This is a genomic window from Streptomyces sp. LMG1-1-1.1 (assembly GCF_040815545.1).
Classification (GTDB): domain Bacteria; phylum Actinomycetota; class Actinomycetes; order Streptomycetales; family Streptomycetaceae; genus Streptomyces.
On the sequence record NZ_JBFPNH010000059.1, the window covers coordinates 20206 to 34975 of the forward strand.

Genomic DNA, 14770 nt, shown 5'->3' on the forward strand with positions numbered 1-14770 from the left:
CGGGCGGGCCCGGCCTCAGCCCCGCCGTATCCGCGCGGCGAGCACCGGATCGGTGATCCGGTCGTCGGCGGCGAGCAGGACGGCCTTCGACAGGATCACCGAGAGCATCCCGCCGTCCTCCTCGAACGGCAGGAACACCCTCCCGCCGTCCCGCGCCGCACGGTCCGCGTCGACGGGCAGGTACGTGTCCGACGGCTCCATCAGCACGCTCCCCGAGCCCAGATGGATCCGGTACGCCCGCACCTCGCCCCGGACCCGCAGGAAACGGTCGGTCAGCTCCGCCCGGTCCGCGATCCCGGTCCGCGGCAGGAGCCGGGCCAGCGCCTCGCGCCGGATCCGGGCCGGCTCCGACAGCTCGCCGAACGCCCAGCGCTCCCGGTACCCGTCGTGGGTGCGGTCCTCCCCGCGGTCCCGCCAGTCCGGGTCCGCACCGATCGACGCCACGCCCACGAACAGGTCGACGTCCCGGAGCGCCTCGGACAGCACGAGCGCCGGTACGTCGGCGAGGACGGCCTCCGTCCAGGCACCCCGCGCGCCCGCCGCGCCGGACCGGCGCTCGAACCGCACCCGGTCCGTCGCGCAGAGCAGGGCCACCCCGTCGCGGCTCACCCCCTCGTCGACCAGCTCCACGAAGAAGCGCGCCCGCCAGTGGGTCCCCGCGCCGGCCGGGAGGTTCCCCGGCACCGGCAGCTCCTTCACCATCTCCGAGGACGCGCCGTCCGAGAAGTACCCCAGGTGGTCACCGGCCCAGCCGCGCTCGGCCATCAACGCCCGTGCCTGCCCGTACCGCAGCACGTGCCCCGCGAAGCGGTTCGTGTACGAGCCGGCCGCCGGCTCCTCCGGAAGCGGCCGGTAGACCTCGCGGAACACCTGCTTGAACGGCTGCCGCTCCTCCCGCACCGCCACCTCGGCCCGCCACTCGGCCACCTCGTCCGCGTCGGCCCGCAGCGGATGCCACAGCCGCAGCAGGGCACCCGGGCCGACCGGGCGGGCGGTGCCGTCCGCACCCGCGAGCGCCCAGCCGCCCCCGGTCCGCTCGGGCAGCCCGGCCGTCCACCGCCCGTCGCCGTCCTCCGAGCCGTCCTCCGGAACGTCCTCCGGGCCGTCCTCCGCGACCTCCCAGAGGAGGGCCCGGGCCACCGCCCCGGTGACCGGATGGTCCACGTAGTACCGCTGCCAGTCCTCCGCCGGCCGGCGCGTCCCCGCCGCCAGGTGCTCCTCAAGACGCGACCGCTCGGCGGCGACGAGCGCCCGGAGCTCCTTGAGCCCGGCCCTGACCCGCTGGAGGGCCTCCGCGTGCCCCTCCCGGACGGCCCGGGGCGCGGTCTTCAGGACCTGCCCCTCGGGGCCGCGGAAGGTCAGCACGACCGTGCCGGGCTCCCGTACCGCGAGCTCCGCCGTGTACGCGCCGAGCGCCTCCTCCCGGATCCCGCGCCCGTCGAGCCCGAGCGTCGGCACCCCGCGCTCGCGGAGCATCGACGGCGTGACGCCCGAGCGCGCGGCGACGGCTTCGAGGGCCTTGGCGATCCCCTTGGCCACCGTGCGGTTGCGCACCCGCTTCGGCAGCCTCCCGAGCCACTGCACGGCCTCCTCGCCCCGCGCGCCCCCGCACTCGCCGAGCACGGCGACGGCCGCGGTCGCCAGCGGCTGACTGCGGCAGGTGCCCCCGGACCCGCCGAGCCCCGTACCCGCGTGGAGCGCGACGGCCCCGACGAGCGGCACCACCCAGTCGGCGTCCACGTCGAGTGCCGCCCACAGCACCCTCTGACCAGAGAGGTGTTGGCCGCGTCGGCCAGGGTCGGTATCCCCGCCCGGTACGGATCGGGGTCGTTGACGAGGTGCGCGGGCTGCGCGGCGATCCCTTCGAGGAGTCGCCGCACCACCTCCGCCCCGGCCTCGGCCCGCGCGAGCCGGGCGGCGGACTCCTTCCGCCACGCCTTGGTCGCCCGGGGCCGGTCCATCCGGGCGCAGTGCGTGAGGAACTCCGCCACCTCGGCGCCGGCCAGCAGGTCCCGGTGCGCGGACCGCATCGCCGGGCCGTAGTCGTCGAGACCGTCCAGGACATGACGGGGCAGCAGCCCCGGATCGACGCGCACCTCGCGCCGCAGCAGGTCGTCCATCCTGTCCCGGAGCAGGCTGAACTCGTCGGCCCGGTAGACCCGCAGGGCCTCGGCCATCGCGCGCAGGACCCGCAGGCGGGGCCGGTCGAAGTCCCCGGCCTGGTCCGCCGCCGCGAGGGCGATCGGCACCAAGGCGAGGAACGAAGCCCGCAGTTCGTGCGGTGCGACCTCCGCGTCCCTCCCGAGCAGCCGGGCGAGCAGGAGGTCCGCCTCCGCGACCGACCAGCCGAGGTCCCGGCGGGCCAGGGCGGCAAGCGCGGGCCGCGCCACCTCCTCGTCCGACCGCCGGCACACCCGGCGGTGCAGCGCGAGCGCGGCCGCGCGCGTCCCTTCCGCGTCAAGGGAGTCGAGGAACTCCCCGAGCGCGCCCGGGACTCCGCTCCTCGCCCGCCCCAGCGCCTCGTCCAGGCCCTCGTCCAGGCCGTCGTACAGCCCCGTGCTCCCCACCCGAACCACCATGCGACGACGGTAGAGGACCCCACTGACAGCCGCCGACCGCCCTACCTGAACCGCCGCACCCCGGGGACCAGCGCCGTGCCCAGGCAGCAGCCGCCGACGACCACCGCGGCGGCGAGCAGCGGGACTTCGGGTCCCCAGGCGGAGGCGGCGAGGGGGGCCAGGGCGTAGCCCAGGGGCATCGCGGCGAGTGAGAGCAGCCAGTCGTAGGAGGTGACGCGGGCGAGCGCGTGGTCGGGTATCGCCCGCTGGACGGCGGTGGACCATACGGGGGAGAGGAATCCGAGCCCCGCCTGGGCGAGCCCGTAGGCGGCGATGGTCACCGGCGCGGGCGCGGAGACGGCGAGGAGGACCAGCGGGAGCGCGTAGGTGGCGAGTCCGAGGTTCGCGGTCAGGACCGGGCGGCGGGGGGCGAACCGGTCGGCGAGCAGGGCGCCGAGGAGGAAGCCGACGGCGCCGGTCTGGAGGAGGACGACCCAGGTGGCGGCCCCGCCGAGCCGGTGCACGGCGATGGCGGGTCCGAGGGTCGTCAGGACGGCCGCGGCCCCGTTCCAGGCGCTGTGGGCGATCAGGCTCGTCCAGTACCAGTCCCGGGAGCGGACCTCCTGCCATCCCTCGGCCAGGTCGGCGCGGAGCGAGCGGCGCGGGATCGGCACCCGCTCCACCCGTACGGCCGTCAGGAGCAGGGCGCTGACGGCGAAGGTGGCCGCGTCCAGGACGAACGCCCAGCCCGGTCCGACGGTCAGCACCAGGGTGCCCGCGAGGGCCGGCCCGGCGAGCCGGGTGGCGCTCTGGGCGACGCTCATCGCCGCGTTGGCGCGGTGCAGCGAGGCGGTCGCCACGGTTCCCTTCACCAGCGGTGATCCGGTCGGCATGGCGAAGGCCCCGGCGGCGCCGCCGACGGCCTCGGCGACCGCGAGGACGGCGAGGCTCGGGGTGCCGCCGAGCAGCTGGACGCCGACGAGGAGTTGGGTGGCGCAGCGGACGAGGTCCGTGGCCAGTGCGACGGTGCGGGCGTCGAAGCGGTCGCCGACGACGCCTCCGACGGGCAGCAGGAGCAGCTTGGGGACCATCGCGCAGCCCAGGACGAGGGCGAGGGCCGCGGTGGAGCCGGTGGCCTCCAGGACGGCGAGGGCGAGGGCGGCGGGGATGGCGGCGTCGCCGAGGAGGGAGAGGGCCCGTCCGGTGAAGAGGAGGCGGAAGGACCGGGTGCGCAGGGGGTGGGGTGCGGCCGGGGGCGCGAGGGTGTGCTCGGGGCTGGCGGGCATGCGGCCAGAGTATTTCGGTGTCGAATAATTCGTCAACGAAATACTTCCCCGTGAGGCGGCCCGCACGCCGACGTACGATCACCCCATGGCGCTCCCCGAGGAACCGCGTGCCCCCCGCGCACCCGAACCGCGTGACTGGACCGACGAGCACGTCGCCCGCTGGCAGCCCGTGCTGCCCGGCCTCGATCCGGTCGTCGAAGGCGCCGTCACCCGCATGAAGAAGCTCTCCGTCCACCTCCGCCGGGTCAGGGAGCAGTCCCTCGTCGACTTCGACCTGGAACGCCACGAGTTCGACACCCTGCACAAGCTCGCCGGCCGCGGCGGCAGCGCCGCCCCCTCCGAACTCGCCCAGGACCTCGACCTCGCCCCCGCCTCCGTCTCCGGCCGCCTCGACGCGCTGGAGAAGCGCGGGTTCGTCCGCCGCACCCAGTCCACGACCGACCGGCGCCGGGTCGTCGTCGAACTCACCGCCTCCGGCCGCGAGACCTGGCTCGGCGCCATGGACGTCCTCGGCCACGAGGAGTACCGCCTCCTCGGCGTCCTCACCTCCGAGGAGCGCACCCTGCTCAACGACATGCTGCGCCGGGTCATGGTCGAGGCCGAGTCGGGCGGCCACACCGACTGGCACGCCTGACCCGGCGCCCCGGTCGGCCCCGCGACCCCGGGCCTCGACCGGGTCAGGGCTTCAGTGCGTCAGGAAGTCGGGAAGTCAGGCGACAGAGCGTCAGACGCTCAGCGACCGGGCGAAGTTGAGCTGCCCCATGACCCAGTGGATGGTGTCCGGTCCGGTTGCCGGGATCATCGTCGCGTGGTGCCGTCCGCCGCTGGTCACGGTGACCTGGATGAAGCCCGTCGTGGACTTCTCCTTCATCAGCAGGAACAGCAGGCCGAGCAGGCAGAAGATGAAGAACACGATCGCGAGCACGATCGCGACGGTCGGCATCTTCTCCTCGGTCCGCGACATGTCCATCGCGTTCCACACCGCGCCCTTGAGGGGCATCGGACCGGCCGGGGTGATGATCTGGTCGCCGACCACGGTGATGTCACCGAGGCTCAGCAGCGGCGCGCCCGATCCCGCGGGGGCGTGCGGCGGCGGGATCGGCACGCCGCCCGGCAGGGTCGGCTGGTACGGCACCCCGGCCGCGGGGGTGGACCCGGCCTGCGGATAGCCGTACCCGGGCGTCGCGTCCTGCGGATACCCGTACGCCGGGGTGCCGGGCGTCCCGCCCTGCTGCCCTGGCCCCCACTTGTACTCACCGTCCGCGTAAGGATTCGGCTCGCTCATCAGTCCCCGCTCTCCACTACGACGCGGGCAAGGGAAAAGCCCGCTTCTGCACGCCGCAGCGTACAGAAGCGGGCTTTCCCGCCACACCGGAGGTCAGAAACGTCGCGTGATCAGCGCGCGCTTCACTTCCTGGATGGCCTTCGTGACCTCGATGCCACGCGGGCACGCGTCCGTGCAGTTGAACGTGGTGCGGCAGCGCCACACGCCGTCCTTGTCGTTCAGGATCTCCAGGCGCTGCTCGCCCGCCTCGTCACGCGAGTCGAAGATGAAGCGGTGCGCGTTGACGATCGCGGCCGGACCGAAGTACTGGCCGTCGTTCCAGAAGACCGGGCAGGACGACGTGCACGCGGCGCACAGGATGCACTTGGTGGTGTCGTCGAAGCGCTCGCGGTCCTCGGCGGACTGCAGGCGCTCGCGGGTCGGCTCGTTGCCCTTGGTGACCAGGAACGGCATGACGTCCCGGTACGCCTGGAAGAACGGCTCCATGTCGACCACGAGGTCCTTGAGCACCGTCAGGCCCTTGATGGCCTCGACCGTGATCGGCTTCTCGGGGTTGATGTCCTTGATCAGCGTCTTGCAGGCGAGCCTGTTCTTGCCGTTGATCCGCATCGCGTCCGAGCCGCAGATGCCGTGCGCGCACGAGCGACGGAAGGTCAGCGTGCCGTCGACGTCCCACTTGATCTTGTGGAGGGCGTCGAGCACACGCTCCTTCGGGTCGATCTCGATCTGGAAGTCCTCCCAGACCGCGGCGTCCGACACCTCGGGGTTGAAGCGGCGGATCCGCATCGTGACCGTGATGTACGGGGAGGCGGCGGACTCCGCCTCGACCTTGTCCAGTACGGGGGTAGCCATCAGTACTTACGCTCCATCGGCTGGTAGCGGGTCGTCACGACCGGCTTGTAGTCGAGACGGACGGTCTCGGAGCCGTCCTCGCCGACCTCGCGGTACGCCATGGTGTGGCGCATGAAGTTGACGTCGTCGCGGTTCGGGTAGTCCTCGCGGTAGTGACCGCCGCGGGACTCCTTGCGCGCCAGGGCCGAGACGGCCATGACCTCGGCCAGTTCGAGCAGGTTGCCCAGCTCGATGGCCTCCAGGAGGTCCGTGTTGAAGCGCTTGCCCTTGTCCTGGATGGACACGTTCTCGTAGCGCTCGCGCAGCTCGGCGATCTTCTCGACGGCCGTCTTGATGGTCTGCTCCGTACGGAACACCATCACGTTGGCGTCCATCGTCTCCTGGAGCTCACGGCGGATGTCGGCCACCCGCTCGTTGCCCGTGGAGTTGCGCAGCTTCTCGATCGTGGCGACGACGAGGGACTCCGGGTTCTCCGGCAGCTCGACGTAGTCGTGCTTGGCGGAGTACTCGGCGGCGGCGATGCCGGACCGCTTGCCGAAGACGTTGATGTCCAGCAGCGAGTTGGTGCCGAGGCGGTTGGCGCCGTGCACGGAGACACAGGCGACCTCGCCGGCCGCGTACAGGCCAGGGACGACGGTGGTGTTGTCCGCCAGGACCTCACCCTCGACGTTGGTCGGGATGCCGCCCATGGCGTAGTGCGCGGTGGGCTGGATCGGGATCGGGTCCGTGTACGGCTCGATGCCGAGGTACGTACGGGCGAACTCGGTGATGTCCGGGAGCTTGGCGTCGAGCTGCTCCGGCGGAAGGTGCGTCAGGTCCAGGTAGACGTGGTCGCCCTCGGGACCGCAGCCGCGGCCCTCGCGGATCTCCGTGTAGATGGAGCGGGACACGACGTCACGGGACGCGAGGTCCTTCATGACCGGCGCGTACTTCTCCATGAAGCGCTCGCCGTCCTTGTTGCGGAGGATGCCGCCCTCACCGCGGGCGCCCTCCGTCAGCAGGATGCCCATGCGCCAGATGCCCGTCGGGTGGAACTGGAAGAACTCCATGTCCTCCAGGGGCAGGCCGCGGCGGTAGCAGGCGGCCTGGCCGTCACCGGTCAGGGTGTGCGCGTTGGACGTCACCTTGAAGAACTTGCCGGTGCCGCCGGACGCGTAGATCACGGCCTTGGCCTGGAAGATGTGGATCTCGCCGGTGGCCAGCTCGTACGCGACCACACCGGCGGACTTCTTGACGCCGTCGACCTCGGTGATCAGCTGGTCCAGGACGTAGAACTCGTTGAAGAACTCCACGCCCTCCTTGACGCAGTTCTGGTACAGCGTCTGGAGGATCATGTGGCCGGTGCGGTCCGCGGCGTAGCAGGACCGGCGGACCGGGGCCTCGCCGTGGTTGCGCGAGTGACCGCCGAAGCGGCGCTGGTCGATGGTGCCGTTCGGGGTCCGGTTGAACGGCAGGCCCATCTTCTCCAGGTCGAGGACGGCGTCGATGGCCTCCTTCGCCAGGATCTCGGCGGCGTCCTGGTCGACCAGGTAGTCACCGCCCTTGACCGTGTCGAAGGTGTGCCACTCCCAGTTGTCCTCCTCCACGTTCGCCAGCGCGGCGGCCATGCCGCCCTGCGCCGCGCCCGTGTGGGAGCGGGTGGGGTAGAGCTTCGTCAGGACGGCGGTGCGGCTGCGCTTCGTCGACTCGATGGCCGCGCGCATGCCGGCGCCACCGGCGCCGACGATGACGGTGTCGTACTTGTGGATCTTCATGACGTGGATTACCTCAGCCCCGTGCCTAGCGGATGTTCGGGTCGAAGGTGAAGATCACCAGCGTGCCCAGAAGGATGGTGAACACCGTGGCGGTGTACAGCAGGCCCTTGAGCCACAGGCGCGTGTTGGCCCGCTCCGCGTAGTCGTTGATGACGGTACGGAGGCCGTTGGCGCCGTGCAGCATGGCGAGCCAGAGCATCAGCAGGTCCCAGACCTGCCAGAACGGGGACGCCCAGCGGCCGGCCACGAAGGCGAAGCCGATCTTGGAGACGCCGCCGTCCAGGAAGAGCTGGATCAGCAGGTGGCCGAGGACCAGGACGACGAGGACCACGCCCGAGAGGCGCATGAAGAGCCACGCGGCCATCTCGAAGTTGCCGCGCGTCGCGCGCGGGGTCTTGCCCGTGCGCTTGCGGGGGGCCTCGATGTACGGCGCGGGGTTCTCCACGTCGTAGTGGGAGCCGCCCTCGACGGGGCCGATCGCGGCGGAGGTGTCAGCGGACATGAGTGGCGTCAGCTCCCGAACAGTTCACGTGCGGCGTGGCCGAGGACGGGGTACAGCGAGCCCGCCATCAGCACGACCCAGATGCCCACGACGGTCCAGAGCATCTGCTTCTGGTAGCGCGGGCCCTTGGACCAGAAGTCCACGGCGATGACCCGGAGGCCGTTCAGCGCGTGGAAGAGGATGGCGGCGACGAGGCCGTACTCCAGAAGAGCGACGATCGGCGTCTTGTAGGTCGCGACCACCTCGTCGTACGCCTCGGGAGAGACGCGGACGAGAGCGGTGTCCAGCACGTGTACGAACAGGAAGAAGAAGATGAGGACGCCGGTGACTCGATGAGCCACCCAGCTCCACATTCCTTCCCGGCCGCGGTACAGCGTTCCAGCCGGCACGGAAAAACCCTCCGGGAGCGGGGATCAGGGCCGGCCGGCTTCTCTGTCGGTCTGGCCCGGCCGGGTACGGTCCACCGGCCCCGGTCATCGTAGCGACGACTTGTCGGTTCGCTCGCGCGGGGTCCATAGGTGTGATCAAACAGGCACGGACGGACTATCGCACGGGCCGGAATCGACGCATTCCGGACGGATTCACGGCTCGGAGTGTCGCGGTGTGAGCCCCTCGGCCAGCCGGAACGCCAGTCGGGCGCGGGCGAGCCGACGCAGTTCGTCGGCGGCGATGACCCGTTCCTCCTCCGGTTCGTTGCCGAGACGTGACCGGATTCCGGCCAGGACCTGGTCGAGCCGCTCCCCGGGACGCACTCCGTCGAGGCTGATCACGAACGCGTGTCCGAAGCTGCTCTCGTACGCGGCGTGGGCCGCCCGCAGCGCCGTCCGCGCCGCCGGCGGGGCCCCGGGGTGCGGCGGGGCGGAGGACTCGGCGGCCAGGGCCGTGTCCAGTTCGGCCCGCGACAGGTCGTATCCGGCCTCGTCGGCGGCGGCGAGCAGGGCGTCCACCGTCGGGTACGGGCGGTGCGCCGCCACGCGTTCGGCCCAGCGGTGGCTGTGGCAGCAGGAGAGCAGCAGGGCCTCGGCCTCGGCGGGCGTGGCCGCGTTGAATCCGACGAGACCGCCCGTGTGCCGGGGGTGGGTCTGCTGGGCAGGTATCGCAGGCGTGTCCGCGGAGCCCGGTTTCCGGCAGGGGGCGTGCGTGTCGCTGGTCAGCGTGGGCTCCGGTACTCCGGGACGGGTGGGGTGGGCGTGACGCAACGTTATCGACGGGATGAGGGAAGTGTCCGACGGATGCGCGAATTTCACCCGGAAGGGAGAGTTTCGGAACATGTGATGGACGAACGCATTCCGGTCCGCCGGGGAAACCGGGCCGGGACCCCCCGCTCCGTCCCCCGATTGGCCGGACCGGCATCCGTACGGGAGGATTCCGAATGATGCGGTACTCCCTTCGGGGCTCCCACCGGGGCCCAGCGCTGATGGCGACCGCGGTGGCACTGGCCACCGTGGCGGCCTGCTCCGGCGGATCCCCGGCAGGGCCTTCCGGCCCGTCCTCCACGGGCGGGTCCGCGAGCGCGGCGCCCACGAGCGCCCCGCCGCCCAGCCCCACGCCGACGCCGACGCCGACGCCGACGCCGACGCCGACCAAGACCTACCCCCTCTCCAGCGCGCCGCGGACCGTCCCCGCCGTCCGCGCCCACGAGCCCGCCCGCGGACCCGGCTGGAAGCCGGGGACCACCGGCGGGGTCGTCATCGCCGCCGGCAGCGCGGGTCTCGCCGACGAGGGGAAGCTGATCGCGGGGGAGCTCGGCATCCCGTACCGGGGAGCCGTCGCCGCCGGACCCGGGGACGTCGAGCTGGCCCTGGGCGGGTCGGGCGCCCCCGAGTCGTACTCCCTCACCGTCCGGGGCGACCGGGTGCGGATCAGCGGCCCCGACGAGGCCGGGGTCTTCTACGGCACCCGCACCCTCAAGCAGTCCGTGAAGGCCACCGGTGCCATGCCCGAGGGGACCGTCACCGACCGGCCCGCGAAGCCGCAGCGCGGACTCATGGTGGACATAGCCCGCAAGTACTTCACGGCCGCCTGGCTGGAGGACCGCGTCCGGGAGATGGGCGACCTCAAGCTCAACCAGCTCGGCCTGCACTTCTCCGACGACCAGGGCTTCCGGATCCAGTCCGACAGCCACCCCGAGATCGTCTCCGCCCAGCACCTCACCAAGGCCGAGGTGCGGCGGATCCTCGCGCTCGCGGCGAGCCGCCACATCACGGTGATCCCCGAGATCGACTCGCCCGGACACCTCGGCGCCGTCATCGCCGCCCACCCCGGCCTCCAGCTCGTCAGCGCGAGCGGCCGCACCCCGCGCGGGACCGTCGACATCTCGAACCCGGCCGCGGCGAAGATCGTCGACGAGCTGCTGCGCGAGTACACCGGGCTCTTCCCGGGGGCGTACTGGCACCTCGGGGCCGACGAGTACGTCGCCCTCATGGCGAAGAACCCCGAGGCGAGCTACCCGAAGCTGGCGCGGGCCGCGGTCGCGAAGTACGGGCCCTCCGGCCGCGTCCAGGACCTCGCCACCGGCTGGCTCAACGACCGCGCGGCCGTCGTCCGGCCCACCGGCAAGACCCTCAAGGCCTGGAACGACGGCTTCTTCACCGGCGGGGTGGTGAGCCCGGCCGAGGACCTGGAGGTCGAGTACTGGACGGGCCGCGAGATCGGCGCCCGGCTGCCCGTCTCGTACCTCAGCGCGGGCCGCAAGCTCGTCAACCTCAACGACGACTACCTCTACTACATCCTGGGCGAGCCCAACCGCTTCCCGTACCCCACCGGCCGCCGGATCTACGAGCAGTGGACCCCGCGCGTCCTGCGCGGCTCCACCCCCGTGCCGGCCAAGTACGACGCCCAGATCCTCGGCGGCCGGTTCGCGGTGTGGTGCGACCTGTCGCGCGCCCAGACCCAGGCCCAGGTGGCGGCCGGCATCCGGCTGCCCCTCGCGGCCCTCGCCCAGAAGGTGTGGGACCCGGAGAAACCGCCCCTGACCTGGGAGCAGTTCAAGGTGCTCGTGGCGAAGGTGCGCTGAGGATCTCCGTGGACGCGGTCGCCGCGGATCGCGTACGTTCCCCCGGCGGCGGCCACCCGGCCGCCGCGCGTTCCTTGGGGGGAATCCGTTGCTCGCACTCAAGAATCCGAACGGCCTGGCGAAAGCGGTCGTGGTCCTGCTCGCGGCGAACATCGTCTTCGACGCCCTGCTCGGCGCGTTCGACGTCCGCGACCTGCTGGCCGAGGAGGCGGTCCCGTACGAGGCGGACGCACTCGGACCGTTGGACCGGGTCATCGTCTACGGCCTCTCCTTCCTGGTGTTCCTGGCGACCGCGACCGTCTTCGTCATGTGGTTCCACCGGCTGCGGAGGAACGCCGAGATCTGGGCCCCCGACCTGCACACCCGTACGCCGGGGTACGCCGTCGGCTGCTGGTTCATCCCGTTCGGAAACCTCTGGATCCCGCGGTCGATCGCCGTCGGGATCTGGCGGGCCAGCCGCTGGGAGCCGTACGCCGCCGACGGCAGGGGCGAGCTGCGGCTGCTCAACGGCTGGTGGACGTGCTGGGTCGTGGGCACGCTGGTCAACTGGGTCTCCGGCCAGATGTACAAGACGGCGGAAACCGCCGAGACGTGGGTCATGGCGACGCAGTGGTCCCTCGTGGGCTATGCCCTCGACGCCGTCGCCGCCGTCCTCGCCGTCCTTTTCGTCCGGCGTCTGACCTCTATGCAGCACACCAAGGCCACTGGCATGATTCCGGCCGCGCAGTGACGAAAAGGCGCCCCCCGGCGCAGTAGTGGAAGTACTGCGTCCGCATCGGGTGGCGAGGAGGCGTCCATGACGTCGGGGAACGGCCGGAGCCTGCTGGAACTGATCGACGGGGCCGACGAGCGAGGGCTGGCCGCGGCCGGCCTCGCCTGCCTGGACCGCTGCCTGCCGCTGCTCGCCCCCGACGCGGGCGACGCCCTGCGGCCGGTGTGGGCGGCCGTCGCCCGCGGCGACGGAGCGGCCTGGGGCGAGGCCGTCGCCAAGGCCCGCGTGGAGCTCGACGCCGACGGTACGCCGGACGCCGCGGCCGTCCACGGGATGCTGGCGCAGGCCCCGGCCGCCTGGGCGGTCGAGACCCTGCGCGCCTGGGCCGGCGGATGCTCCGTCACCGCCCTCGCCCTGCACGGCGGGTTCGACGCCGCCGGGGTGCCCGACGGCCTCGTCGACCGCTGCCGGGCAGGGGACGCCGACGGCGCGGGCCCGCTGCTCGCCGGGGAGCTCCGCCGGCAGCAGGCCGTCCTCGAATCGGTCGCCCACGGCCCGACCGGACTGCGCCGGGCGCGCGAACTCTCCGTCGAGGGCGGCCGGGTGCTGCGCGCGGTCGTCTCGCGCCGGGCCCGCACCGCCTGAGCGGCCGCTCCTCCGGCCGTACCGCCTGAGCGGCCTTTGCTCCGGCCGTGCCGCCTGGGCGGCAGCTACTCCGACGGCTCCGGCGCCTTGATCGCGATCGAGGCGATGGTCTCCGCGATCTCCCGCTCCGCCGTGGCCTTGTCCAGGCCGAGACCGCTCAGCACGCCCTCGCCGTCCTCGTGCTCCAGGAGGGCCAGCAGGATGTGCTCGGTGCCGACGTAGTTGTGGCCGAGGCGCAGGGCCTCGCGGAACGTCAGCTCCAGGACCTTCTTCGCCGCAGCGTCGTACGGGATCAGCGCGGGCACCTCGGCGGCGGCCGGCGGCAGGGTCGCCGTGACGGCCTCGCGGACCCGGTCGAGGGTCACGCCCTGCGCGATGATCCAGCGCGCCGCGAGCCCCTCGGGTTCGGCGAGCAGGCCGAGGGCCAGGTGCGCCGGGAGGGTCTCGGCGTTGCGGGCGGCCGTGGCCTCGTTCTGGGCGGCCATGACGACGTTCCGCGCCCGGGGGGTGAAGCGGCTGAACCCGGCGTTCGGGTCCATCTTCTCCGCGTCCGGTTCCTTGGGGACGAAACGCTTCTGGGCCGCCTGGCGGGTGACGCCCATGCTGCGGCCGATGTCGGTCCAGGAGGCGCCGGAGCGCCGGGCCTGGTCCACGAAGTGGCCGATGAGGTGGTCGGCGACATCGCCGAGGTGGTCCGCCGCGATGACGGCGCCGGAGAGCTGTTCCAGCGCGTCGGGGTGGACCTTCTTGATCGCTTCGATGAGCTCGTCGAGACGGACGGGGACATTCAGGCCGACTGGATTCGTCATGAGGCAACCTTAGGTTGACACCCCCTGACTGTCAACGGACGGTTGACAGTGGAGAGGGTGCAGTGTGCCCAAGGGCGGAGACGGGCCGCGAAAGGGAGGGAAAGTGAAGGAAAGAGGAGGGAAAAGGGAGACGACCGGGGCCGCCACCCCCCACAGGAGAGGCCCCGGTCGTCATCCACGGAGCCGCAGCACGGCTCCGTAATCCATACAGCGCCACGGGTGCGTTTTCTGTCACACCGCACGTGCACGCGTACGTACCCCCTGAGGGGCCGCTGAAGGTTGCAAGTTGTACAAAGGCCCCGGACCGCGTGGACGCGATGCCGCGACACGACGTAGCGTGCAGATGCGCGAGGCAGTGTGGCGGTCGTGACCAGCCGCGGCGCCGCGACCGACGCGACCGACGAACAGGGTTTGGGGAGTGCTGGGGGACGACGCGGAGCTGACGGCCGCGGTGCACGCTGCGCAGGACGGGGACGAGAACGCGTTCCGGACTGTGTATCGCGCCGTGCACCCCCGGTTGCTCGGCTACATACGGACACTGGTCGGCGAAGCCGACGCGGAGGACGTCGCCTCGGAGTCGTGGCTCCAGATCGCGCGCGACCTCGACCGGTTCGACGGCGACGCCGACCGCTTCCGCGGCTGGGCCGCCCGGATCGCACGCAACCGCGCCCTCGACCACATCCGGATGCGCGGCCGACGCCCCGCGTCCGGCGGCGACGAGACCGAACTGACGGACAAGCCCGCCGACTCCGACACTGCGGGCGAGGCCCTGGAGGCGCTGGCCACCGGCCACACCATGCGACTGATCGCCCAGCTCCCGCAGGACCAGGCCGAGGCCGTCGTGCTGCGCGTCGTCGTCGGCCTGGACGCCAAGAGCGCCGCCGACACCCTGGGTAAACGCCCCGGCGCGGTCCGCACGGCCGCACACCGGGGCCTCAAGAAACTCGCCGAGCTCCTCGGGGTCGACGGCGTGACGGACGGGTCGGAAGAGGCGGGCGGGACGGTCGTCCCGCTGGACGGTGTCCCTCCGCAACGCGGCCGCGGGCCGGGGCCCGTGGCCCCCGGCGGTGTGACGCAATCACGTCCGCGTACGCAGAAGGACATGTGATGGCCGACGAGGGGTACCAGTGGCTCGATCAGGACGCCGCGGAGCAGTTGCTCCGGGGCGAGCCGGTCGATGCCGCCGACGACCACGCGCGCGGCCAGGCGGAACGTCTCTCCGCGGCCCTCGGCGCGGCACGCGCCCAGGCCGCGGCCCCGGTCGCGGGCACCGAACTCCCGGGTGAGGCGGCGGCCCTCGCGGCCTTCCGCGCGGCCACCGCCGCCCGCGCCGCCGCCACCCCCGCCGGGG

14 protein-coding genes and 1 pseudogene are annotated in these 14770 nt (G+C 72.4%); 6 read left to right on the top strand and 9 right to left on the bottom strand.

Going from position 1 to position 14770, the window contains the following annotated elements:
* Positions 1-15: 15 nt before the first annotated feature.
* Both MRBLMG1_RS30360 and MRBLMG1_RS30365 read right to left on the bottom strand, forming a co-directional pair.
* On the bottom strand, positions 16-1761 hold the full coding sequence (locus MRBLMG1_RS30360) for a DUF4132 domain-containing protein (protein ID WP_367827364.1): 1746 nt from the start codon (positions 1759-1761) through the stop codon (positions 16-18).
* Positions 1762-2620: 859 nt separating this feature from the next.
* Positions 2621-3844, bottom strand: coding sequence for an MFS transporter (locus tag MRBLMG1_RS30365; RefSeq protein ID WP_367827365.1), 1224 nt, complete (start codon positions 3842-3844; stop codon positions 2621-2623).
* A gap of 85 nt (positions 3845-3929) precedes the next feature.
* On the opposite strand from MRBLMG1_RS30365, the gene MRBLMG1_RS30370 reads away from it, so the two are divergent.
* Positions 3930-4478, top strand: coding sequence for a MarR family winged helix-turn-helix transcriptional regulator (locus tag MRBLMG1_RS30370; protein ID WP_367827366.1), 549 nt, complete (start codon positions 3930-3932; stop codon positions 4476-4478).
* A 90-nt stretch (positions 4479-4568) separates the two neighbouring features.
* Here the strand turns inward: MRBLMG1_RS30370 and MRBLMG1_RS30375 are convergent, their stop codons facing one another.
* From MRBLMG1_RS30375 to MRBLMG1_RS30400, 6 genes are all read right to left on the bottom strand, one after another.
* Positions 4569-5129: a hypothetical protein gene (locus tag MRBLMG1_RS30375; protein ID WP_367827367.1), complete on the bottom strand. Its 561-nt coding sequence runs from the start codon at positions 5127-5129 to the stop codon at positions 4569-4571.
* Between the two features lie 93 nt (positions 5130-5222).
* Positions 5223-5981 (bottom strand): succinate dehydrogenase iron-sulfur subunit, encoded by a 759-nt coding sequence (locus MRBLMG1_RS30380; RefSeq protein ID WP_041130880.1) that lies wholly within the window; start codon positions 5979-5981, stop codon positions 5223-5225.
* A complete protein-coding gene (gene sdhA / locus MRBLMG1_RS30385) occupies positions 5981-7735 on the bottom strand; it encodes a succinate dehydrogenase flavoprotein subunit (RefSeq protein ID WP_329282205.1) in 1755 nt (584 codons plus the stop codon). The genes MRBLMG1_RS30380 and sdhA overlap by 1 nt, the downstream gene beginning before the upstream one ends.
* 25 nt (positions 7736-7760) lie before the next feature.
* Positions 7761-8237, bottom strand: coding sequence for a succinate dehydrogenase hydrophobic membrane anchor subunit (locus tag MRBLMG1_RS30390; RefSeq protein WP_017239712.1), 477 nt, complete (start codon positions 8235-8237; stop codon positions 7761-7763).
* Between the two features lie 8 nt (positions 8238-8245).
* Positions 8246-8626: a succinate dehydrogenase, cytochrome b556 subunit gene (sdhC, locus tag MRBLMG1_RS30395; protein ID WP_015035721.1), complete on the bottom strand. Its 381-nt coding sequence runs from the start codon at positions 8624-8626 to the stop codon at positions 8246-8248.
* Between the two features lie 192 nt (positions 8627-8818).
* Positions 8819-9436, bottom strand: coding sequence for a 2-oxo-4-hydroxy-4-carboxy-5-ureidoimidazoline decarboxylase (locus MRBLMG1_RS30400; RefSeq protein ID WP_367827368.1), 618 nt, complete (start codon positions 9434-9436; stop codon positions 8819-8821).
* Positions 9437-9609: 173 nt separating this feature from the next.
* On the opposite strand from MRBLMG1_RS30400, the gene MRBLMG1_RS30405 reads away from it, so the two are divergent.
* From MRBLMG1_RS30405 to MRBLMG1_RS30415, 3 genes are all read left to right on the top strand, one after another.
* The gene (locus MRBLMG1_RS30405) at positions 9610-11253 is read left to right on the top strand and encodes a beta-N-acetylhexosaminidase (RefSeq protein WP_414721683.1); all 1644 of its coding nucleotides are present in this window, start codon (positions 9610-9612) and stop codon (positions 11251-11253) included.
* An 88-nt stretch (positions 11254-11341) separates the two neighbouring features.
* Positions 11342-11983 carry a DUF4328 domain-containing protein gene (locus MRBLMG1_RS30410; protein WP_367827370.1) on the top strand — a complete coding sequence of 214 codons (642 nt, stop codon included), beginning with the start codon at positions 11342-11344 and terminating at the stop codon, positions 11981-11983.
* 66 nt (positions 11984-12049) lie between these two features.
* Complete coding sequence (locus MRBLMG1_RS30415; protein ID WP_367827371.1) at positions 12050-12610, top strand: hypothetical protein; 561 nt, start codon at positions 12050-12052, stop codon at positions 12608-12610.
* A 65-nt stretch (positions 12611-12675) separates the two neighbouring features.
* Here the strand turns inward: MRBLMG1_RS30415 and MRBLMG1_RS30420 are convergent, their stop codons facing one another.
* Positions 12676-13419 (bottom strand): Clp protease N-terminal domain-containing protein, encoded by a 744-nt coding sequence (locus MRBLMG1_RS30420; RefSeq protein ID WP_367827372.1) that lies wholly within the window; start codon positions 13417-13419, stop codon positions 12676-12678.
* 418 nt (positions 13420-13837) lie between these two features.
* Between MRBLMG1_RS30420 and MRBLMG1_RS30425 the strand changes: the two genes are divergently transcribed.
* Entirely contained in the window at positions 13838-14527 is a 690-nt protein-coding gene (locus MRBLMG1_RS30425) for an RNA polymerase sigma factor (protein ID WP_367827373.1), read from the top strand.
* Positions 14527-14770, top strand: a pseudogene (locus tag MRBLMG1_RS30430) (hypothetical protein); the annotation flags it as partial. The gene MRBLMG1_RS30425 and the pseudogene MRBLMG1_RS30430, both read left to right, overlap by 1 nt.

What these genes read in the sequence shown, in the direction of transcription:
- MRBLMG1_RS30365 (WP_367827365.1), bottom strand. Translation starts at nt 3,844, where the DNA reads ATGCCCGCCAGCCCCGAGCACACCCTCGCGCCCCCGGCCGCACCCCAC.
- MRBLMG1_RS30370 (WP_367827366.1), top strand. Translation starts at nt 3,930, where the DNA reads ATGGCGCTCCCCGAGGAACCGCGTGCCCCCCGCGCACCCGAACCGCGT.
- MRBLMG1_RS30375 (WP_367827367.1), bottom strand. Translation starts at nt 5,129, where the DNA reads ATGAGCGAGCCGAATCCTTACGCGGACGGTGAGTACAAGTGGGGGCCA.
- MRBLMG1_RS30380 (WP_041130880.1), bottom strand. Translation starts at nt 5,981, where the DNA reads ATGGCTACCCCCGTACTGGACAAGGTCGAGGCGGAGTCCGCCGCCTCC.
- sdhA (WP_329282205.1), bottom strand. Translation starts at nt 7,735, where the DNA reads ATGAAGATCCACAAGTACGACACCGTCATCGTCGGCGCCGGTGGCGCC.
- MRBLMG1_RS30390 (WP_017239712.1), bottom strand. Translation starts at nt 8,237, where the DNA reads ATGTCCGCTGACACCTCCGCCGCGATCGGCCCCGTCGAGGGCGGCTCC.
- MRBLMG1_RS30405 (WP_414721683.1), top strand. Translation starts at nt 9,610, where the DNA reads ATGATGCGGTACTCCCTTCGGGGCTCCCACCGGGGCCCAGCGCTGATG.
- MRBLMG1_RS30415 (WP_367827371.1), top strand. Translation starts at nt 12,050, where the DNA reads ATGACGTCGGGGAACGGCCGGAGCCTGCTGGAACTGATCGACGGGGCC.
- MRBLMG1_RS30420 (WP_367827372.1), bottom strand. Translation starts at nt 13,419, where the DNA reads ATGACGAATCCAGTCGGCCTGAATGTCCCCGTCCGTCTCGACGAGCTC.